This window comes from Limnobaculum xujianqingii, assembly GCF_013394855.1.
Lineage (GTDB): Bacteria > Pseudomonadota > Gammaproteobacteria > Enterobacterales > Enterobacteriaceae > Limnobaculum > Limnobaculum xujianqingii.
Map to the genome: position 1 here is coordinate 2,412,337 of NZ_JABMLK010000001.1, position 20,353 is coordinate 2,432,689.

Below are 20,353 nucleotides of genomic sequence, written 5' to 3' on the forward strand. Positions count from 1 at the left end.
CTGACTCAGAAATCATGTCCTCCTTCGGTATGTTTCTGTTTGCCCTGATTCAGGCTGTAGCCTTACTGGCCCTGTCGCCATTAATGTCCGGTATTTCCCGGGTGATTAAGGCCAGAATGCAATCCCGCCGCGGTCCCGGCGTACTACAGGAATATCGGGATATCTTTAAACTGCTGCGCCGTCAAAATATTGCTCCGGAAGCTTCCGGCATCATTTCGCGCATTATGCCTTATGTGCTGATCAGCTCGATGCTGGTAGTCGCTATGGCGCTACCCATTGTCACACTGGGTTCCCCGTTTGGCGTAGGGGGCGATTTGATTACCGTTATCTATCTGTTTGCCCTGTATCGCTTTTTCTTCGCACTGGCAGGACTCGACTCCGGCAGTATTTTTGCCGGTATCGGTGCCAGTCGGGAAGTCACATTGGGAGTACTGGTAGAACCTATTCTGGTGCTGTCGCTTATCGTCATTGCGCTGATTGCAGGCTCGACTAATTTAGGCAGTATCAGTACCTCGCTGGCAACCGACCCACTGCAATCACCAACTGCAACCCTGCTGGCCATGGCGGCCTGTGCCTTCGCGGTATTTATTGAGATGGGAAAAATTCCTTTTGACGTGGCAGAAGCCGAGCAGGAATTGCAGGAAGGCCCTCTGACAGAATATTCCGGCCCGTCACTGGCGCTGGTAAAACTTGGGCTGGCACTAAAACAGGTGGTCATCGCCTCGCTGTTCGTTGGAGTGCTGCTGCCTTTTGGTAACAGTGAAGTCCTGACGATTGGCTCACTATCTATAGCTATCGTGCTGTTTCTTATCAAACTGCTGGTGGTGTTTGTGATTGCTTCACTGTTTGAAAACAGCCTGGCCCGGGGCCGATTCCTGTTGACATCACGTACCACGTGGGTCGGGTTTGGCGTTGCCGCACTGGCATTTGTGTTTTATCTCACTGGTCTGTAAGGAGCTAAGAAACCGATTATGGAAAATATCGCTCTCGCGGCCATTTTGGTCCCTTTTGTCGGTGCCATCATCACCGGACTGGCGCCACAGCGTACCGCTAAATGGCTCTGTACGCTGTTTGCCGCCATCGCTTCAATAGCAACAGTGTTACTGGCCATTACCTGGTTTAGCCATGGCAGAACAGATGTTACTTACGAACTGGTGAGTTTTGGTCGTTCGGTGCTGTTTGGCCTGACCATTGACCGCATCAGTACGCTGATTGTGTTTGCTGTAGTAGTACTTGGGTTATTAGTTAGTATTTACTCCGGCGCTTATCTGACTAAAGAGAACCGTGAACACCCCCACGAAGGTCAGTCGCGCTACTATGCGTTGTTACTGGTATTTATTGGCGCTATGGCAGGTTTAGTTCTCTCCTCAACGCTGGCCGGACAACTGCTGTTCTTTGAAATTACCGGTGGGTGCTCATGGGCGCTGATTGGTTACTATCAAAAACCAAAGTCGCTGCGCTCTGCATTAAAAGCATTGCTGATTACCCATGTTGCCGCCATTGGTCTTTATCTGGCTGCCGCCTGGCTATTTGCTGAAACCGGAACCTTCTCCCTCACGGCACTGGCAGATCTGAACTCTGATGCTAAAACCATCGTGCTGTTTGGCATTCTGTTTGCCGCCTGGGGCAAATCTGCGCAACTACCGCTGCACGTATGGCTGCCGGATGCCATGGAAGCACCAACTCCGGTAAGTGCTTACTTACATGCGGCCTCAATGGTGAAGGTCGGGGTGTACATTTTTGCCCGTGCGTTGATGTCTGCCGGTGAAATTCCTGAGATTGTTGGCATCGTTGGCGTAACCATGGCGATGATTACGCTGATTTATGGCTTCATCATGTATTTACCGCAGACCGACCTTAAACGCCTGCTGGCCTACTCCACCATTACTCAGCTTTCCTATATTTTTCTGGCGCTGTCTCTATCGGTTTTCGGTTCCAGAATGGCCTTCGATGGCGGTATTGCTTACATCTTTAACCATGCCTTTGCCAAAAGCCTGTTCTTCCTGGTGGCAGGAACCCTGAGTTACAGCTGTGGAACCCGTATGTTGCCAAAACTGCGCGGGATTATGCGCTGTATGCCACTGGTTGGTATTGGTTTCTGTATTGCCGCTCTGGCCATTACCGGCATTCCACCATTTAACGGATTCTTCAGTAAATTCCCGCTGTTTGCTGCCGGTTTTGAAATGTCCACAGACCATTGGTGGATGATGCCAGTCATGATTTTGGCACTGATTGAGTCGGTAGCCAGCTTTGGTTGGTTCCTCTACTGGTTTGGTAAAACCGTACCGGGTGAGCCTTCAGAAACCGTGGCAACCGCTTCACCGGTACCTGTTGCGATGCAAGGGGTACTCATCATTCTGATTGTAATGTCCCTGTGCTCGAGCTTTATCGCCGCCTGGTGGCTTGGATAACGGAGTTGATAATGACCGGAACGCTTATTGTAAACAATCTGGCGGGGCTGCTAATCATCAGCTCACTGCTTGTCATCGGCGCCAGGCAGCCGAAAAACTCTGCTCTGTTTTATGCTCTGCAGTCGCTGATACTGGTGCTCATTTTTATCGCCCTGGCTTATACCATGCATGCCGAGGAACTGTTCCTCTGGTCGGGAACGGCCTTTGTAACCAAAGTTCTGCTGGTGCCCTACATTATGTACAAAGCACTGGGCAAACTTCAGGATACTAACGCCGATACCCCGGTAATTGGCATGGGACTGCTGATACTGATTGCTGCCATCATCATTGTCTTAAGTTATCTGGTGGTGGACTCAGTGAAACTGCCGATGGTTGAAGATCTGAAACCGGCGCTGAGTGTCTCTCTCAGCCACTTCTTTCTTGGTCTGCTGTGCATTGTTAGCCAGCGCAATATCCTCAAACAGATTTTTGGCTACTGCCTGATGGAGAACGGTGCTCATCTGACACTGGCACTAATGGCATATAAAGCGCCGGAACTGGTAGAGATTGGTGTGGCAACCGATGCCATTTTCGCCGTAATCATTATGTCCGTGATGGCGCGTAAGATATACCGCACGCTGAAAACCCTGGACGTACGTCAACTTACTGCGTTGAAGGGGTAATCAAGATGACCAATATACAATGGATTTATGCACTGTTACTGGTGCCGCTGATTATCTCCCTGCTCTGCTTCGCCTCTCGCGGATTAAGAGGCGCATCCCGTCAGGCAACCACGCTGCTCCATCTGACAGGAATTATCCTTACCTGTCTGTTATCTCTGATGGTAGTAAGCAGTGTGATAACCAGTGGCACATTGCTGGCCATGCATCAGTGGATCTATATCGACAGTTTAGGAGCCCTGTTTATTGCCATTATCGGGATTATCGGTTTGCTTACCGGATTGTACTCTATGGGATATATGGGACACGAAGTAGATCACGGAGAAGTCACGGTACCAACACTGTGTAACTACTACGGTTTTTTCCATCTGTTCCTATTCACTATGCTGGTAGCGGTAACGGCTAATAACATCATTATGATGTGGGTAGCCATTGAAGCAACCACCCTGAGCTCCGCATTCTTAGTGGGGCTATATGGACAACGTTCTTCATTAGAAGCGGCCTGGAAATACATCATCATTTGTACTGTCGGGGTAGCCTTTGGCTTGTACGGTACCGTGCTGGTTTATGCTAATGCGGCCAGCGTGTTGAGCGATCCGGGCAGCGCTATATTCTGGACAGTTCTCCACGATAACGCGGAGTTACTGGACCCAACCCTGATGCATCTGGCATTTGCCTTTGTACTGATTGGATTTGGTACTAAGTCTGGCTTATTCCCTATGCACGCCTGGCTACCGGATGCCCATAGTGAAGCCCCCAGCCCAACCAGCGCCATGTTGTCTGCCGTACTGCTTAATTGCGCCATGCTGATTGTTATCCGCTATTACATTATCGTCAGCAAAGCCATCGGCCCGGCCTTCCCACAAACTCTGATGCTGGTATTTGGCCTGCTGTCCGTTGCTGTTGCAGCCCTGTTTATTATCGTCCAACGCGATATGAAGCGACTACTGGCTTATTCCAGCGTAGAAAACATGGGACTGATCGCTCTGGCAATGGGTATCGGCGGCCCATTGGGTATCCTCGCGGCTCTGTTGCACACTATCAATCACAGTCTGGCAAAAACGCTGCTGTTCTGCTGCTCCGGTAACGTCCTGCTGAAATATGGCACCCGGGATATGGACGCAGTTAAAGGCATCATGAAAGTAGCTCCGGTCACCGCAATTCTGTTTGCCGGAGGTGCACTGGCTCTCGGTGGTATGCCGCCATTCAACGTATTCATCAGCGAATTTATGCTGGTCACTGCCGGTATTCAGAGTGGAAAAATCGCTGTGATTATCATCACGCTGTTGCTGCTAACCATTGTTCTTGCCGGATTGGTGAGAATGGTGGCAGGTACCGTTTTAGGCCCTGGGCCTGAGGCGGTGGCAAAAGGTGAGCTTGGCAGCCTGACAACCCTACCCATTGCAGTGCTGATGGTGCTAATGCTGGTCATGGGCCTGCATATCCCTCAACCGGTTTTACAGTTGCTGTACAACGCCACCAGCATCGTGCTGGATAATGGCGGTGCGCCGTTAAGTGACTACCTGACGTTGCCGTGGCAAAGCGTTCAATCTGCCGTCACGCACGGTCAATAGCAAGGATCGACAGGAGAAGAAAAGTGAATATATCCAATGAAACCAAAGTCGGTCATGGCTATGTCGAAGGTTTAAGACAAAAATTTCCTTCAGCAATCATTGATGAAAGCTGGCAAACGGAAAATCAGGTTACCGTAACGATAAAAATCAACATGCTACCGGAAGTGGTGGAGTGGCTGTACTACGTACAGGGCGGTTGGATATCGGTGCTGTTTGGTAACGATGAACGCCCACTTAACGGACACTATGCCGTATATTACGTGCTCTCAATGGAAGCTACGGTCAAAAGCTTTGTCACGGTTAAAGTGTTGGTGGACGATCGCACATTGGAGTTCCCTTCGGTAACTCCCCGGGTTCCGGCCTGTGTATGGGGGGAACGGGAAGTTCGCGACATGTACGGTCTCCGCCCTGTGGGTTTACCTGATGAACGTCGTTTAGTGCTGCCTGATGACTGGCCGGACGATATCTATCCGTTACGCAAAGATGCAATGGACTATCGCGAACGCCCGGATCCAACCACTAAAACCGAAACCTACCAGTTTGTAAACGAGGCGGGAGAAAGCCGGGTAGTACCCATTGGCCCATTACATATTACCTCCGATGAACCGGGCCATTTCCGTCTGTTTGTTGATGGTGAAGACATCGTGGATGCGGATTATCGCCTGTTCTATGTTCACCGCGGCATGGAAAAACTGGCAGAAACCCGCATGGGTTATGACGAAGTTACATTTCTCGCCGACCGGGTATGTGGTATCTGCGGCTTTACCCATAGCGTCGCCTATGCCAATTCGGTAGAAAATGCGCTGGGTATCCGGGTACCAGAACGGGCTCAAATGATCCGTACCATTTTACTGGAGGTGGAACGACTACATAGCCATCTGCTGAATATTGGACTCTCCTGTCACTTTGTCGGCTTCGACACGGGCTTTATGCAATTTTTCCGCGTGCGTGAGAAAGCCATGAAAATGGCAGAAATGTTAACCGGTGCCCGTAAAACTTACGGTCTTAACCTGATTGGCGGTGTCCGGCGAGATATTCTGAAAGAACAGCGTATCCAGACCATCAAAATGCTACAGGAGATGCGCGCTGAAGTGACCCGTCTGGTAGAGATTCTGCTGGAAACGCCAAATATGCATCAGCGTACCAGCGGAGTGGGTGTGCTGGATCGTAAAGTCGCCCGTGATTACAGTCCGGTTGGCCCGGTGGTTCGTGCCAGCGGTTATCATCGTGACGTGCGTAAAGTTCATCCTTTCACTGCCTACGCCTCTATTCCTTTTGATATGCATGTGATGGAAGGTTGCGACGTTAATTCGCGGGTCATGATCCGTATTCAGGAGTTTTTTGAATCGATTGGCATTATTGAGTACGCACTGGATAATCTGCCGGCAGGTCCATTGTTGGTAGAAGGCTTTAGCTATAAGCCGCATAACTTTGCTCTGGGTATTACCGAAGCACCACGCGGTGAAGATATTCACTGGAGCATGCTGGGTGATAATCAAAAACTTTATCGCTGGCGCTGTCGTGCCGCAACCTATGCTAACTGGCCACCGCTACGTTATATGCTGCGGGGAAATACCGTATCCGATGCACCATTGATTATCGGCAGCCTTGACCCCTGCTACTCCTGCACCGATCGGGTCACCGTGGTTGATGTGCGCAAGCGCAAAGCTCAAACCGTTGCTTATAAAGAGATTGAACGGTATGGCATTGAGCGCAAGAACTCGCCGCTGAAATAACGGAGGATAACCCAGTATGTTTAAGTTATTAAAAACCATACTTAACGTCGGCGATACTACGGTTAAATATCCGTTTAAGCCCTACGAAGTTTGCCCTGACTTTCGCGGCAAGCCGGAATATCACGCAGAGCAATGCATCGCCTGTGCTGCTTGCACTATGGCCTGCCCGGCAAACGCCCTGACCATGAGCACCGATACCGTTACCGGTGAACGTAAGTGGTTACTATTCCTTGGTCGCTGTATCTTCTGCGGACGCTGCGAAGAAGTTTGCCCGACTAAAGCAATTCGTCTGTCGGAAGATTTTGAACTGGCGGTTTTCAATAAGCAGGACCTGTTCCAGGAAGCCATATTTCAACTGACCGATTGCCAGGTCTGCCATCAACCATTTGCTCCACGTAAATCTATCGATTACGCCATCTCTCTGTTGGTTCAGTCGGGTCTTTCCCCTGAAGAAGCGCAGACCATGCGCCCACTATTTGAAACCTGCCCGGACTGTAAACGAAAACATAACTCTATCAGCGCGCCGGGTGTGACCCTGGGGCAGCATCTGAATCAGGAGGCGGCTAAATGAATATCAGTGTTCCGGACGCAGTTAACGGTATCTCAACGCCAATCACCGTCGATGAGCAAGTGGCAAAACTGAAGAAAGCATTATTAAAGGACATTCAGCGTTCCGCCTACGTTTACCGTGTCGACTGCGGTGGCTGTAATGGCTGCGAAATTGAGATCTTTGGTACTATCACTCCGGTATTCGACACCGAGAGATTTGGCATTAAAGTGGTCTCTTCGCCCCGTCATGCGGACATTTTGTTGTTTACCGGTGCCGTTACCAGAGCCATGAGAACCCCAGCTATCCGTGCCTATGAATCGGCCCCTGACCCTAAAATTTGTATCTCTTACGGTGCTTGTGGATGCGGTGGGGGTATTTTCCACGACCTCTATTGTGTGTGGGGTGGCAGTGACCAGATTGTCCCCATTGATGTATATATTCCCGGCTGTCCTCCGACGCCTGCCGCCACTATCTATGGTTTTGCCATGGCATTAGGGCTGTTGGATCAAAAACTCAAACTGCCCGACCATACGGAAACCGCTGGTGAGCAATCACTACTGCGCTTCCCTTCGCTGCCGCCTGAGCTAAGAGTCGAGTTGGAACGAGAAGCACGCCGCATGGCGGGTTATCGTCAAGGTGATGACATTGCCCAAACCTTTATGCAGTTACTCACTCAGGATAGCCCTCAGCCCGTTGATGAGCGCATCCACCATTATCTCAAACAGCATGACGACCCGCGTTTAACCGAAATCGTCACTAATTTGCAAAATATCTGTACGCCGTTAATCAATGGGAAATAGCGTAATGAATGAAGATAAAGTGGTGTTCTACTCTCTCAATCAAAAATTCCTCGATAGTGATGAGGATATGCCAGAACAGGCTCAGCAAGTTATGTATTACTCGCTGGCCATTGGTCATCATGTTGGTGTAATTGATTGCCTGAAAACCCTGATGGAGTGCCCAACAGAGGAATACCGCCGCTGGATTGCTCAATTACCCGAAGGTAGTGAGGCTCGTCGTAAAATGGAAGGGCTAATCAAATTCGGCGAAATCACTATTGATTGTACCCACACCCAACTTCTGGCAAAAGCCTGGTCGCGGGTCACTCAGCAACTGACAGAAGAGCAACACCTCTGGACCAATACTCTGATGAAGGCATTGCACGACATCGAACGAGAGCCCGCTATCTATCTCATGGTCAGGAGGAGAAATTGATGTCACAGCAAGCCGCTCATAACAATGTGGTGCTTACCGTCGGCAATAACATGATGGGAGATGACGGCGCAGGCCCACTGCTTTATGACATGATGAATGAAGTACCTATTTCCGGCTGGCTGGCAATTGATGGTGGTTCTGCGCCAGAGAACTCTGCTCATCAGGTTCGGGAACTCAAACCTGATACGTTGATCATCGTTGATGCGGCAGATATGGAGCTGGATGCCGGAGAGATTCGCATTATTGATGCGGAGATGATCGCAGAAATGTTCATTATGAGTACTCATAACTTACCGTTGAGCTTTCTGATTGACCAACTAAAAGAAGATATTCCAAGCGTCATTTTTATTGGTATTCAGCCCTCTATCGTCTCATTCGCCTTTCCTATGGCGGATGAAGTTAAGGTGGCAGTAAAAGAGATATATCGCAGTTTGATCACCGGGCAATACGAGCAACAGTTCATAACGCTCTAAATATATATTCAGGCATATTCACAAATTGATAACCATCAAATAGACAAGTTTGCTGAATCATACTGAATATTGCGGCACATCAAGATTGCCATTGTTTATCTGGTGTATCACTGCTTGGGGCAGGCTATTTTTTGCCAGGGAATTATTCACTCTGCAAATAGTTATCACGCCCGGTTTATCGACATATTTGCCGAAATATCTGTCGATACAATGGCCTTATGGCACTCAGCACAAATTCACTTTGTTGTATTAGTTATTAGAATTCAACAAATTATAAAATAAGAAAAACTGGCATAAACCCTGCTTAGTTAATGGTGAGCATACTTAACGCAGGGCATACCAACGTTTAAACACGATTTACTACTGGCGGGTTGCCGTCGGAAGTGAGTAATGGAGATACATTTATGAACCGGTTCGTTATCGCCGATCCGAAAAACTGCATTGGATGCCGCACTTGTGAAGTTGCCTGCGCGGTAGTTCATAGCACTGATAACGATGTGGCTAATATGTCGGTTAAAAGCTTTGCCCCTCGTATCAAGGTTGTCAGAGGGCAAACCGTAAGTACCGCCATTCTTTGTCGTCATTGTGAAGATGCCCCCTGCGCAGAAGTATGCCCTAACGGCGCAATTGTCAGACGCAACGACAGCATTCAGGTTATTCAGGAAAAATGTATTGGTTGTAAAACCTGTGCTATCGCCTGCCCTTATGGTGCCATGAGCATTGTGACGAAAAGCATCACTGTTCCGGGAGTTGTAACCAGCCAGCGACAAAAAACTGAAGCGCTGAAATGCGACCTCTGTGAAGGAATTGCTGAAAGTCCTACCTGCGTCAGAGTTTGCCCAACCAATGCATTACGTCTGGTCACACCGGAATCGCTTGATGCCATGATGAAGCAGAAACAGGAACGGGCTGCGCTGGATGAAGCCATAGAAATTCATTTTTAGTCATCAGGTATATCGACTGGCTTGAGGAGTTAAACGAGCATGAAAAAAGTTATTACCGTCTGCCCGTATTGTGCATCGGGCTGTAAAATCAACCTGTTGGTTGATGGCGGAAAAGTCGTTGGAGCCGAAGGGGCCAACGGTGTGACCAATCAGGGTGAGCTTTGCTTAAAAGGCTACTATGGTTGGGATTTCCTGAATGATACCAAAATTCTGACTCCCCGCCTGACCAAGCCGATGATTCGTCGTCAGCGCGGCGGTGAGCTCGAAGCCGTATCCTGGGACGAGGCAATCGAGTTTGCCAGCTCCCGTATGAAAAAGATCATTGAAGAGCACGGTCCGGATGCTGTTATGACTTCTGGTTCATCTCGTGGCCCCGGCAACGAAGTGAACTACATTATGCAGAAGTTTGCCCGTGCCGCCATTGGCACCAACAACGTGGATTGCTGCGCACGCGTTTGACATGGCCCTTCGGTTGCAGGTCTGCACCGCTCAGTGGGTAATGGCGCGATGAGTAACTCCATCGTTGAAATGGAAGACACTAAATGTCTGTTTATCTTCGGCTATAACGCCGCAGATTCTCACCCTATTGTTGCCCGCCGTATTTTAAAGGCCAAGGCAAAGGGTGCCAAAGTGATTGTTTGCGATCCACGTTATATCGAAACGGCACGTATTGCCGATATGTATCTACCATTGAAAAACGGCAGTAACGTCGCGTTGCTGAATGCTTTTGCTAACGTGTTGATCAGCGAAAATCTGTATAACAAAGAGTTTGTTGAAAATCATACTGAAGGGTTTGAGGAATACTGCAAGAACGTTGAAAAATATACTCCTGAGTATGTTGAAAGCATCACTGGATTATCGGCTAAGCAGATCCGTGAAACTATCCGCATGTATGCTGCAGCACCATCGGCAACTATTCTGTGGGGTATGGGAGTTACTCAGTGGGGGCAAGGGGTTGATACCGTTCGCTGTTTAACCAGTCTGGCATTACTGACGGGTAATATCGGTCGTCCTAATGTAGGTGTTGCACCAGTACGCGGCCAGAACAACGTTCAGGGCGCCTGCGATATGGGAGCACTGATTGATACTCTGCCGGGTTATCAGTATGTCAACGATCCTGCTGCTCGTGAGAAATTTGCTAAAGCCTGGGGCGTTGAGTCGATTCCGGAGAAAAAAGGTTATCCGCTCAGTGAACTGCCACATAATGCGATTTCCGGTAAGGTAAAAGCGTTCTATGTGATGGGCGAAGACCCAATGCAAACCGAGCCGGACCTGTCGGTAGTGCGTCAGGGTTTTGAAGCGCTCGAACTGGTTATCGTTCAGGATATTTTTATGACCCAGACGGCGGCTATGGCTGACGTTATCTTCCCTGCCACCTCATGGGGTGAGCATGAAGGGGTTTATACCAGTGCAGACCGTGGATTCCAGCGGTTCTACAAAGCCGTTGAACCTAAGGGCGATGTTAAAACTGACTGGGAAATTATCTGCCTGATGTCCACGGCTCTTAACTATCCGATGAAGTACAACAACACCAAAGAGATTTGGGATGAACTGCGCGAGCTGTGTCCTAATTACTATGGTGCGACTTACGAGAAGATGGAAGGTTTAGGCTATGTACAGTGGCCATGCCCAACGTTGGATCATCCGGGAACCCAGTATCTGTTTGCCGGTAGTAAATTTAACCGTCCGAATGGAAAAGGTGAACTGTATGCCACCGACTGGCGGCCACCGATGGAGCTCACCGATGAAGAGTATCCGTTAGCACTGGCAACGGTGCGGGAAGTCGGTCACTATTCCTGTCGTTCAATGACTGGTAACTGTGCCGCACTGCAAACTCTGGCAGATGAACCTGGTTATGTTCAAATCAATACGCAAAATGCTGCAGAACTGGGCATTCGCGATCAACAATTGGTTTGGATCTCTTCTCGTAGGGGTAAAGTCATTAGTCGTGCTGCTGTTAGCGATCGTACCAATAAAGGCGCGGTGTATATGACCTACCAGTGGTGGATTGGTGCCTGTAACAAGCTGACGCTGGATGAGCTGGACCCTATCTCCAGAACGCCAGAATTCAAGCACTGTGCGGTTAAGCTTGAGGCAATTCCCGATCAAAATTGGGCTGAAAGCTATGTGCAGAAAGAGTACACTGCGTTGAAGAGTCGGTTACGTCAGGCGGCAGAAGTCTAGCGATTAGTGTTTGTTTTGATTAAAGAAAAGGGCTGAGGTGTTGGCCCTTTTTCTTTAAGCTTTATTAATAAACACTTCTATTTTGATTTCCGTGAATATTTCGCCCGTAATAGCTATGTGCCAATATTAATACCGTGCCCGGTCGGAAGGGTCATATACTTAGCGCTAGTGCGCGTTGGGCCTAGCCGGGTTAGGGGCGCTTCGTTGGCTTACGCCAAGTCGACCCCAACACCCGTCTCTCCCAACGATTAACTTTTAGGTATTACTATCATTCTATAGATAAATTTTTCAGATCTTTTCTTTATATTCTGAACATCACTATCTAGTCATTATCCTGAATATCCTTTACTGAAATACCCAGGCGCTGCATGCGGGATAGCAGAGTGGTGCGCTTAAGTCCCAGTTTTTCTGCTGCTCCTCTCGGGCCAGCAACAATGCCGTTGGTTTCTTTCAGTATCCGGATAATTTCCTGACGTTCAGTTTCATCATCATCGGCCAGTTTTACCGGTTTGGTTTTCATCAGCTTAGCCATAACTTTTACCGGCTGAGGATGGCTGTCCATAGGTGAAAGATGATGCTGTAATTCATGCGGTTGAAGAGTCAGCGTGGTGCCTTTGGTCAGTATCACCGCCCTTTCAATGACGTTTTCCAGCTCACGCACATTTCCCGGCCAGGGTAGCTTCTTAAGCAAGTTGATAGTTTCTGTTGGCACACTCTCAATATGTCTGTTCATGCGACGGGCAATCTTTTTGGTAAAAAACTTAACCAGCAGAGGAATATCTTCCGGACGACCGCGTAGCGGCGGAATCACAATAGGAAACACATTCAGACGATAATAAAGATCGCTGCGGTACTGCTTATCAATGACCATCTGATGCAAATTACAATTAGTTGCGGCAATCAGTCTGACATCAACGGGAATAATTTTATTGCTTCCCAGACGTTCAATTTCTCTTTCCTGAATAACCCGCAGCAACTTAGATTGTAATTCCAGCGGGATATCGCCCACTTCATCAAGAAACAATGAGCTACGGTTAGCCTGTTCAAAACGGCCAATACGTTGGGCCGTTGCTCCGGTAAATGCCCCTTTCTCATGACCAAACAGATCGCTCTCCAGTAAACCTGAAGGGATTGCAGCACAGTTAACTTTAATCATTGTACGGGTGCTGCGCTGGCTCATTTTATGGATTGCTCTGGCTATCAATTCCTTCCCGGTTCCGGTTTCTCCCAGTATCAGAACCGTACAATCACTTTCTGCCACCATAGCAACTTGTTCAAGCACTGATGACATGGCCTCGCTTTGACCAACTATCTCATCAAAATTTTCAAAGTTTTTGATCTCTTCAGTGAGGTATTGGTTCTCATACAGCAGATTGTCTTTCAGGCGAGAGATCTCTTCATAGGCCAGAGCATTATCAATGGCTATCGAGATTCTGGCTGCAATATGCTGAAGCAGATGAATATTTTTGCTGGAAAACACGCTGTCATCAATGCTGCCTAAACACAGAACACCCAGCACTTTTTCATTAAATATCAGCGGTAAGAGACAAAAAACCGGCAAGGTAGTTTTGAGCATTGAGCCAATATAATCGTCATTATTGTCCCGCCGGTTAAACTTACAGCCATATATCAGACGGGCCTGCGGGTCGTTAAATACCAACGATAGTGTTGAGCTATTTAATGAAAGACTTTCCTGAGTACGTTGTACTTTTTGGCTGGATTTAAAGTGGGTGGTATAGCGGCTCAAACATTGATTAGTATTATCCGGCAGGTCAAGGCTGATATAGCTGATATTAAAGAAGTGATGTATTTCATCGGAGAGTTCACAAGAGAGTTCATTAAGGTCTCTTTTGGCAATCACAGTATTGGTAACATCAACCAAAATGCGAAAGTTCTCCAACTCCTGTCGGAGTGCATCTTCCTCATCAAGACCGGTTGATTGCTCTATCTGTAACAATGCCATAGTCCTATCGCCATTAAAGCCAGAAAATAAATTACTCAGGCAGACTATATTGGTGCAGGTGCGATGTCAGTGAATTCGCTATCTTCTGCATTGAGTATCAGGGACGAGTTCTGAACTTACTGTAATAGCTAATAGTTTACGCCATTAACCTTATTGTTTGTATGACTTTTGCCAACTAGATTACTAAAAATGAACGTGGATCAAATTTAGGCTGTAATAACGACAGATAGCTTTGATGAATTATGCGAGATGCATGCACATTATGTATTTAATCATCTGATATGGTTATAATTTATCACAAAATTTATCTCCGATATCTTATTACACCACCAGTTTACCAACGCTTTTGCTAATACCAATATTAACCAAGGTACCTGCTGTAAAGTCAATACGATCGTTTTCAATTCCATCTGAAAAAATCACACCATTATCAGCCATATTAGACTGAAGGCTTAATGGATGAGCGCTATCCACTTTACCAAAAATTAAATTGGTTCCTGTCGTTTTACTGGGAAAAGGTTCCCTGACAGAAAAATAGAGAAAATCACTGTCCCAGCTAAATCCCTGAGTCAGTTTAGATGAAACCTCTACTCCGGCAATACCTGCCGCGCCCGCCAAAATACTTTTAAACCATCCGGTAGAACCAAGACCGGTGCTGATAATCACCCCGCTGCTACTTTGTCGTTCACGCTGATTACCGGATACAATTTCATAGCGAGCGGAGCTATGGCTGGCAGGACCAATAAATAGATCGTTAACCGCCAGCAGCGATTGGCCACGATTAGTCGTGGCCTCTGCCATTTTGATTAATTTAATTGTTGAGCGATTTAATAGAAGGGATTTCAAAACTCCGGTTAAATCGCTGACCTTAAAAGGTAACAATATGCCATCATAAGCAGCAGGAATAGGATTAATTCCAATTACCGGCTGGCCAGACAAATATTTCAGGGTATTAGCAACCAGACCGTCCTGCCCCAATACCACTACAATATCATCATCAGAAAACTGATAAGTAGGCAAGAAACGCCGGTCCAATACTTGCAGCCGGCCTGTTAACCTGAGTTTTTCTACTATAGAGTCATACGCCTGCATAAACAGGCGATGTTCCTCTTGGTAGTAGTCAAATGACTCTCCCAAATGTTTCAGGTAGAATTCGGCTTGCCCCTTGGTGCCATAGCGCTGGATAAGCTCCTGTAAGCGCGTAGGCCGGGTTACTAATATTAATTTGCGATCAGTAATCATGATGCCTCCTGACGAATCAGTGAATTAAGCAGTTCTGGACTAATATTCAGATTGCCAACCTTATTCTCTCCCTGAGTCAAATTTTCAAATACCTGAGCTATTAGCTGTTCAGGGCGCATACTGCTCATTGCCAGAGCTTTAAGAATTTCAGGGCCAACAGACTCGTACACTTTCATTCGTTTCTCAATACCGTATGCGGCTACGTCTGCCAACGCTCGTTCGTTTTCTGAGGTAAGCTGAACCAGTGCCTGTCGCTGTTGCTCTTCAGCAATTTCAGCCTTAATTTTTTCCTCATTCAGCACATATTTTTTCTGTAGTACCATCCTCTGAGCTTCAATCTTCGTTTCCTCAATTTCTTGCTTCTTACGTTGAATTGCCACCTCCGTAGCCAGTTCTTTCTCTTTTACCGCCTTCTCTTGCTCGATACTGGATAAACGGCGGATATAAATTGCATCGTCAGACTCTTTCAGTAACTGTTCACGCACCTCTGCTTCCAGCGCTTTGGCCGTTTCCGGAGATGGTGAAATCGCTGTAATCGCTACATCCAGAACACTAACCCCCAAGGCTTCTAATACTTCAGATGAAGCCAACTGAGTTTTCAGGTATTGAATCAGTTCCGGAGCAAATACCAGCGCTTCTCTCAGGGGCTGCTGCTGTAATCTGTCACGAACCGCAACCTGCACGCTGCGCTGTACTCTGTCATCCAATTTTTGAGGATCGTCAGAAACGTAACGTCCACTGCTTTTAATCGTGAAGTTCAACATTTTTGCTGCCTGTTCCGGAGTAGAAATACAATAAGTCACTTGCCCCTGAATAGTAACCTGCTGAAAATCTGAGGTTTGTAGTAAGAAGACGAATGGCAGCTCTTTACTTGAAACCGGTACTGCTGCGAGTGTTGAAGTAAAAGATGAATAGTAAAAACTCATCCCTATCCCCTGCCTGACAACCTGACCCTTTTGAAATTGAATCAGGTGAGTTGATGAGTCAGCTTTAATAAAATTTAATCCAAACATAAATACCTCCAATTAATGTCTCTATGACATTAATATAATTGTCTCAGAGACATTAATAGTCAAGCTATTATGTGATTAAAATAAGAACTTAAACATATCAATTTGTAATATAAGAGTTTATTCCTATATTCTGAGTTACTGCTTGTTGAAACATACAGACTCTGATAATTTTGTCTTAAAGACATTTAAATCACAGAAACCATGCAATCAGAACAAGAGTTCCTCAAACATTACGACTCCTCCAAATTTCCCTCACCCATAGTCACGGTTGATAGCGTACTGTTTACGCTAAAAGATGAAGCGTTGTGCGTACTATTAGTGAAACGCGCCAATCACCCTCAGCAAGGGTATTGGGGATTACCCGGTGGGTTTATTGATATGTTGCGTGATGAAACTATCTACCAAACGGCTATACGGAAGATCGTTGAGAAAACTGGGGTTACCCCCGCTTATCTGGAGCAGCTTGAGACATTCTCCGGAGCAGAACGCGACCCAAGAGGCTGGAGTCTGACAACTGCCTATTTTGCACTTATTGCTTATCAAAACTGCCAAACTCAGATTGATGATGTATTAGATGCACAGTGGTGGCCAGTAAAACAGGTTCCATCGATAAAAGAGATCGCCTTCGATCATCAACATATTATTGAAAAGGCTATCTATCGCCTGGAACAGAAAACCTTGTATTCAATGTTGCCGGTTTACTGCCTGCCTGATGAATTCACATTATCGGAACTACAAACAGTAATCGAAACAATTCTGGACAAGCCGATTCAACGCAAAAGTCTGGTAAGGCGCTTTGATGCTTCAGGTATTTTTGAAGAAACCGGCAAGTTTGCAGCTACAGGATCACGACAGGCGAAGATCTATCGTAAAAAGGATAATGTAGATATTCAGAACTTTTCGCGTAACTTAGGTGCAGATTGACGATTTTCATAGTGAAAAAAACATTTGATATTTCACAATTTGCATAAAGTAAAAAACCTCAGTCTTTTGACTGAGGTTCTTCTTAATTAAAGCCTGGCTGTTTATGAATGACCGTGTCATTCACCCTTCGGGTCAACGCGTTGCGTTGCTCAAACCCGCTTCGCAGGTTTGTCCTACTCGCCATCGAGTAGAGAACTGCATTACCACCAAAGCAAAAAACCCCCAGCTTTCGCTGAGGGTTCTTCTTAATGAAAGCCTGGCAGTTCCCTACTCTCGCATGGGGAAGCCCCACACTACCATCGGCGCTACGGCGTTTCACTTCTGAGTTCGGCATGGGGTCAGGTGGGACCACCGCGCTATCGCCGCCAGGCATATTCTGTTTCATGAACCGTTGCATTCAATATCACTATCGCACACAACCATTCATTCCAATCCTGAACATTCGCTGAAATCTGACTTCTTTACTCTCTCAATCCCAAAACACCTTCGGTGTTGTAAGGTTAAGTCTCACGGTTCATTAGTATCGGTTAGCTCAACGTATCGCTACGCTTACACACCCGACCTATCAACGTCATAGTCTTTAACGTTCCTTCAGTGGACTTAAAGTCCAAGGGAAGACTCATCTCGAGGCAAGTTTCCCGCTTAGATGCTTTCAGCGGTTATCTTTTCCGCACGTAGCTACCGGGCAATGCCATTGGCATGACAACCCGAACACCAGTGGTGCGTTCACTCCGGTCCTCTCGTACTAGGAGCAACCCCTCTCAATCTTCCAGCGCCCACGGCAGATAGGGACCGAACTGTCTCACGACGTTCTAAACCCAGCTCGCGTACCACTTTAAACGGCGAACAGCCGTACCCTTGGGACCTACTTCAGCCCCAGGATGTGATGAGCCGACATCGAGGTGCCAAACACCGCCGTCGATATGAACTCTTGGGCGGTATCAGCCTGTTATCCCCGGAGTACCTTTTATCCGTTGAGCGATGGCCCTTCCATTCAGAACCACCGGATCACTATGACCTACTTTCGTACCTGCTCGAGCCGTCACTCTCGCAGTCAAGCTAGCTTATGCCATTGCACTAACCTCACGATGTCCGACCGTGATTAGCTAACCTTCGTGCTCCTCCGTTACTCTTTGGGAGGAGACCGCCCCAGTCAAACTACCCACCAGACACTGTCCTCAACCCGGATTACGGGCCAAAGTTAGAACATCAAACATTAAAGGGTGGTATTTCAAGGTTGGCTCCACGATGACTGGCGTCACCGCTTCAAAGCCTCCCACCTATCCTACACATCAAGGCTCAATGTTCAGTGTCAAGCTATAGTAAAGGTTCACGGGGTCTTTCCGTCTTGCCGCGGGTACACAGCATCTTCACTGCGAGTTCAATTTCACTGAGTCTCGGGTGGAGACAGCCTGGCCATCATTACGCCATTCGTGCAGGTCGGAACTTACCCGACAAGGAATTTCGCTACCTTAGGACCGTTATAGTTACGGCCGCCGTTTACTGGGGCTTCGATCAAGAGCTTCGCTTACGCTAACCCCATCAATTAACCTTCCAGCACCGGGCAGGCGTCACACCGTATACGTCCACTTTCGTGTTTGCACAGTGCTGTGTTTTTAATAAACAGTTGCAGCCAGCTGGTATCTTCGACTGGCTTCAGCTCCATCCGCAGGGGACTTCACCTAATGCCAGCGTGCCTTCTCCCGAAGTTACGGCACCATTTTGCCTAGTTCCTTCACCCGAGTTCTCTCAAGCGCCTGAGTATTCTCTACCTGACCACCTGTGTCGGTTTGGGGTACGATTTAATGTTACCTGGAGCTTAGAGGCTTTTCCTGGAAGCAGGGCATCAACTACTTCACCACCGTAGTGGCTCGTCATCACGCCTCAGTGTTAACAGCCAACCGGATTTACCTGGTCAACCCACCTACACGCTTAAACCGGGACAACCGTCGCCCGGATAGCCTAGCCTTCTTCGTCCCCCCTTCGCAGTAACACCAAGTACAGGAATATTAACCTGTTTCCCATCGACTACGCCTTTCGGCCTCGCCTTAGGGGTCGACTCACCCTGCCCCGATTAACGTTGGACAGGAACCCTTGGTCTTCCGGCGAGCGGGCTTTTCACCCGCTTTATCGTTACTTATGTCAGCATTCGCACTTCTGATACCTCCAGCAGACCTCACAGTCCACCTTCGCAGGCTTACAGAACGCTCCCCTACCCAACAATACTTTCGTATCGCTGCCGCAGCTTCGGTGCATGGTTTAGCCCCGTTACATCTTCCGCGCAGGCCGACTCGACCAGTGAGCTATTACGCTTTCTTTAAATGATGGCTGCTTCTAAGCCAACATCCTGGCTGTCTGTGCCTTCCCACATCGTTTCCCACTTAACCATGACTTTGGGACCTTAGCTGGCGGTCTGGGTTGTTTCCCTCTTCACGACGGACGTTAGCACCCGCCGTGTGTCTCCCGTGATAACATTCTTCGGTATTCGGAGTTTGCATCGAGTTGGTAAGCCGGGATGGCCCCCTAGTCGAAACAGTGCTCTACCCCCGAAGATGAGTTCACGAGGCGCTACCTAAATAGCTTTCGGGGAGAACCAGCTATCTCCCGGTTTGATTGGCCTTTCACCCCCAGCCACAGGTCATCCGCTAATTTTTCAACATTAGTCGGTTCGGTCCTCCAGTTAGTGTTACCCAACCTTCAACCTGCCCATGGCTAGATCACCGGGTTTCGGGTCTATACCTTGCAACTATACGCCCAGTTAAGACTCGGTTTCCCTACGGCTCCCCTATTCGGTTAACCTTGCTACAAAATATAAGTCGCTGACCCATTATACAAAAGGTACGCAGTCACACCCATAAAGAGTGCTCCCACTGCTTGTACGTACACGGTTTCAGGTTCTGTTTCACTCCCCTCGCCGGGGTTCTTTTCGCCTTTCCCTCACGGTACTGGTTCACTATCGGTCAGTCAGGAGTATTTAGCCTTGGAGGATGGTCCCCCCATATTCAGACAGGATGTCACGTGTCCCGCCTTACTCATCGAACTCACAATCTGTGCATTTTGGTGTACGGGACTATCACCCTGTACCGTGCGACTTTCCAGACGCTTCCACTAACACACAAACTGATTCAGGTTCTGGGCTCCTCCCCGTTCGCTCGCCGCTACTGGGGGAATCTCGGTTGATTTCTTTTCCTCGGGGTACTTAGATGTTTCAGTTCCCCCGGTTCGCCTCATACGACTATGTATTCATCGTATGATAGTGCAACGAATTGCACTGGGTTTCCCCATTCGGGTATCGCCGGTTATTACGGTTCATATCACCTTACCGACGCTTATCGCAGATTAGCACGCCCTTCATCGCCTCTGACTGCCTAGGCATCCACCGTGTACGCTTAGTCACTTAACCTCACAACCCGAAGGTGTCTCGAAAGACAACATTCTAAAGTCGTAAACAATTGAGAGACTCGC

General features: G+C 47.9%; 15 protein-coding genes and 2 rRNA genes. 12 read left to right on the plus strand and 5 right to left on the minus strand.

The features are described 5' to 3' along the window. Window positions 1-29 precede the first annotated feature (29 nt). The 11 genes from GOL65_RS10860 (at window position 30) to fdhF (ending at window position 11,746) form a co-directional block, all read left to right on the plus strand. Entirely contained in the window at window positions 30-953 is a 924-nt protein-coding gene (locus GOL65_RS10860; protein ID WP_140921335.1) for a respiratory chain complex I subunit 1 family protein, read from the plus strand. 18 nt (window positions 954-971) lie between these two features. Continuing rightward, window positions 972-2,411, plus strand: a complete 1,440-nt coding sequence (locus GOL65_RS10865; RefSeq protein WP_140921319.1) for a hydrogenase 4 subunit D — start codon at window positions 972-974, stop codon at window positions 2,409-2,411. Between the two features lie 11 nt (window positions 2,412-2,422). Next, a complete protein-coding gene (gene hyfE, locus GOL65_RS10870; protein ID WP_140921320.1) occupies window positions 2,423-3,073 on the plus strand; it encodes a hydrogenase 4 membrane subunit in 651 nt (216 codons plus the stop codon). Between the two features lie 5 nt (window positions 3,074-3,078). Beyond that, window positions 3,079-4,644 (plus strand): hydrogenase 4 subunit F, encoded by a 1,566-nt coding sequence (locus tag GOL65_RS10875; RefSeq protein ID WP_140921321.1) that lies wholly within the window; start codon window positions 3,079-3,081, stop codon window positions 4,642-4,644. 23 nt (window positions 4,645-4,667) lie between these two features. After that, window positions 4,668-6,380 (plus strand): hydrogenase large subunit, encoded by a 1,713-nt coding sequence (locus GOL65_RS10880; protein WP_140921322.1) that lies wholly within the window; start codon window positions 4,668-4,670, stop codon window positions 6,378-6,380. A gap of 16 nt (window positions 6,381-6,396) precedes the next feature. Then, on the plus strand, window positions 6,397-6,951 hold the full coding sequence (gene hyfH / locus GOL65_RS10885; protein ID WP_140921323.1) for a hydrogenase 4 subunit H: 555 nt from the start codon (window positions 6,397-6,399) through the stop codon (window positions 6,949-6,951). Next, a complete protein-coding gene (locus tag GOL65_RS10890) occupies window positions 6,948-7,730 on the plus strand; it encodes an NADH-quinone oxidoreductase subunit B family protein (protein ID WP_140921324.1) in 783 nt (260 codons plus the stop codon). The genes hyfH and GOL65_RS10890 overlap by 4 nt, the downstream gene beginning before the upstream one ends. Window positions 7,731-7,734: 4 nt before the next feature. Further along, the gene (locus tag GOL65_RS10895) at window positions 7,735-8,145 is read left to right on the plus strand and encodes a formate hydrogenlyase maturation HycH family protein (RefSeq protein WP_179038315.1); all 411 of its coding nucleotides are present in this window, start codon (window positions 7,735-7,737) and stop codon (window positions 8,143-8,145) included. Next, the gene (gene hycI / locus GOL65_RS10900) at window positions 8,145-8,618 is read left to right on the plus strand and encodes a hydrogenase maturation peptidase HycI (RefSeq protein WP_140921326.1); all 474 of its coding nucleotides are present in this window, start codon (window positions 8,145-8,147) and stop codon (window positions 8,616-8,618) included. Before GOL65_RS10895 ends, hycI begins: the two co-directional genes overlap by 1 nt. A 404-nt stretch (window positions 8,619-9,022) precedes the next feature. After that, the gene (locus GOL65_RS10905; RefSeq protein ID WP_140921327.1) at window positions 9,023-9,562 is read left to right on the plus strand and encodes a 4Fe-4S dicluster domain-containing protein; all 540 of its coding nucleotides are present in this window, start codon (window positions 9,023-9,025) and stop codon (window positions 9,560-9,562) included. A gap of 39 nt (window positions 9,563-9,601) precedes the next feature. Beyond that, a complete protein-coding gene (fdhF, locus tag GOL65_RS10910) occupies window positions 9,602-11,746 on the plus strand; it encodes a formate dehydrogenase subunit alpha (RefSeq protein WP_140921328.1) in 2,145 nt (714 codons plus the stop codon). A 322-nt stretch (window positions 11,747-12,068) separates the two neighbouring features. Here the strand turns inward: fdhF and GOL65_RS10915 are convergent, their stop codons facing one another. From GOL65_RS10915 to GOL65_RS10925, 3 genes are all read right to left on the minus strand, one after another. Next, window positions 12,069-13,709 carry a sigma 54-interacting transcriptional regulator gene (locus tag GOL65_RS10915; protein WP_140921329.1) on the minus strand — a complete coding sequence of 547 codons (1,641 nt, stop codon included), beginning with the start codon at window positions 13,707-13,709 and terminating at the stop codon, window positions 12,069-12,071. Window positions 13,710-14,030: 321 nt separating this feature from the next. Further along, window positions 14,031-14,951, minus strand: coding sequence for an NAD(+)/NADH kinase (locus tag GOL65_RS10920; RefSeq protein WP_140921330.1), 921 nt, complete (start codon window positions 14,949-14,951; stop codon window positions 14,031-14,033). After that, on the minus strand, window positions 14,948-15,964 hold the full coding sequence (locus GOL65_RS10925; protein WP_140921331.1) for an SPFH domain-containing protein: 1,017 nt from the start codon (window positions 15,962-15,964) through the stop codon (window positions 14,948-14,950). Before GOL65_RS10925 ends, GOL65_RS10920 begins: the two co-directional genes overlap by 4 nt. A gap of 201 nt (window positions 15,965-16,165) precedes the next feature. Between GOL65_RS10925 and GOL65_RS10930 the strand changes: the two genes are divergently transcribed. After that, window positions 16,166-16,888 carry an NUDIX hydrolase gene (locus GOL65_RS10930; protein WP_140921332.1) on the plus strand — a complete coding sequence of 241 codons (723 nt, stop codon included), beginning with the start codon at window positions 16,166-16,168 and terminating at the stop codon, window positions 16,886-16,888. 254 nt (window positions 16,889-17,142) lie between these two features. On the opposite strand, the gene rrf is transcribed toward GOL65_RS10930, so the two are convergent. Together rrf and GOL65_RS10940 are read right to left on the minus strand one after the other, a co-directional pair. Continuing rightward, window positions 17,143-17,258: ribosomal RNA gene (gene rrf / locus GOL65_RS10935) — 5S ribosomal RNA — on the minus strand. 126 nt (window positions 17,259-17,384) lie between these two features. Continuing rightward, window positions 17,385-20,291: ribosomal RNA gene (locus GOL65_RS10940) — 23S ribosomal RNA — on the minus strand. Window positions 20,292-20,353: the final 62 nt, after the last annotated feature.

What these genes read in the sequence shown, in the direction of transcription:
- GOL65_RS10860 (WP_140921335.1), top strand. Translation starts at nt 30, where the DNA reads ATGTTTCTGTTTGCCCTGATTCAGGCTGTAGCCTTACTGGCCCTGTCG.
- GOL65_RS10865 (WP_140921319.1), top strand. Translation starts at nt 972, where the DNA reads ATGGAAAATATCGCTCTCGCGGCCATTTTGGTCCCTTTTGTCGGTGCC.
- hyfE (WP_140921320.1), top strand. Translation starts at nt 2,423, where the DNA reads ATGACCGGAACGCTTATTGTAAACAATCTGGCGGGGCTGCTAATCATC.
- GOL65_RS10875 (WP_140921321.1), top strand. Translation starts at nt 3,079, where the DNA reads ATGACCAATATACAATGGATTTATGCACTGTTACTGGTGCCGCTGATT.
- hyfH (WP_140921323.1), top strand. Translation starts at nt 6,397, where the DNA reads ATGTTTAAGTTATTAAAAACCATACTTAACGTCGGCGATACTACGGTT.
- GOL65_RS10890 (WP_140921324.1), top strand. Translation starts at nt 6,948, where the DNA reads ATGAATATCAGTGTTCCGGACGCAGTTAACGGTATCTCAACGCCAATC.
- GOL65_RS10895 (WP_179038315.1), top strand. Translation starts at nt 7,735, where the DNA reads ATGAATGAAGATAAAGTGGTGTTCTACTCTCTCAATCAAAAATTCCTC.
- hycI (WP_140921326.1), top strand. Translation starts at nt 8,145, where the DNA reads ATGTCACAGCAAGCCGCTCATAACAATGTGGTGCTTACCGTCGGCAAT.
- GOL65_RS10905 (WP_140921327.1), top strand. Translation starts at nt 9,023, where the DNA reads ATGAACCGGTTCGTTATCGCCGATCCGAAAAACTGCATTGGATGCCGC.
- GOL65_RS10915 (WP_140921329.1), bottom strand. Translation starts at nt 13,709, where the DNA reads ATGGCATTGTTACAGATAGAGCAATCAACCGGTCTTGATGAGGAAGAT.
- GOL65_RS10920 (WP_140921330.1), bottom strand. Translation starts at nt 14,951, where the DNA reads ATGATTACTGATCGCAAATTAATATTAGTAACCCGGCCTACGCGCTTA.
- GOL65_RS10925 (WP_140921331.1), bottom strand. Translation starts at nt 15,964, where the DNA reads ATGTTTGGATTAAATTTTATTAAAGCTGACTCATCAACTCACCTGATT.
- GOL65_RS10930 (WP_140921332.1), top strand. Translation starts at nt 16,166, where the DNA reads ATGCAATCAGAACAAGAGTTCCTCAAACATTACGACTCCTCCAAATTT.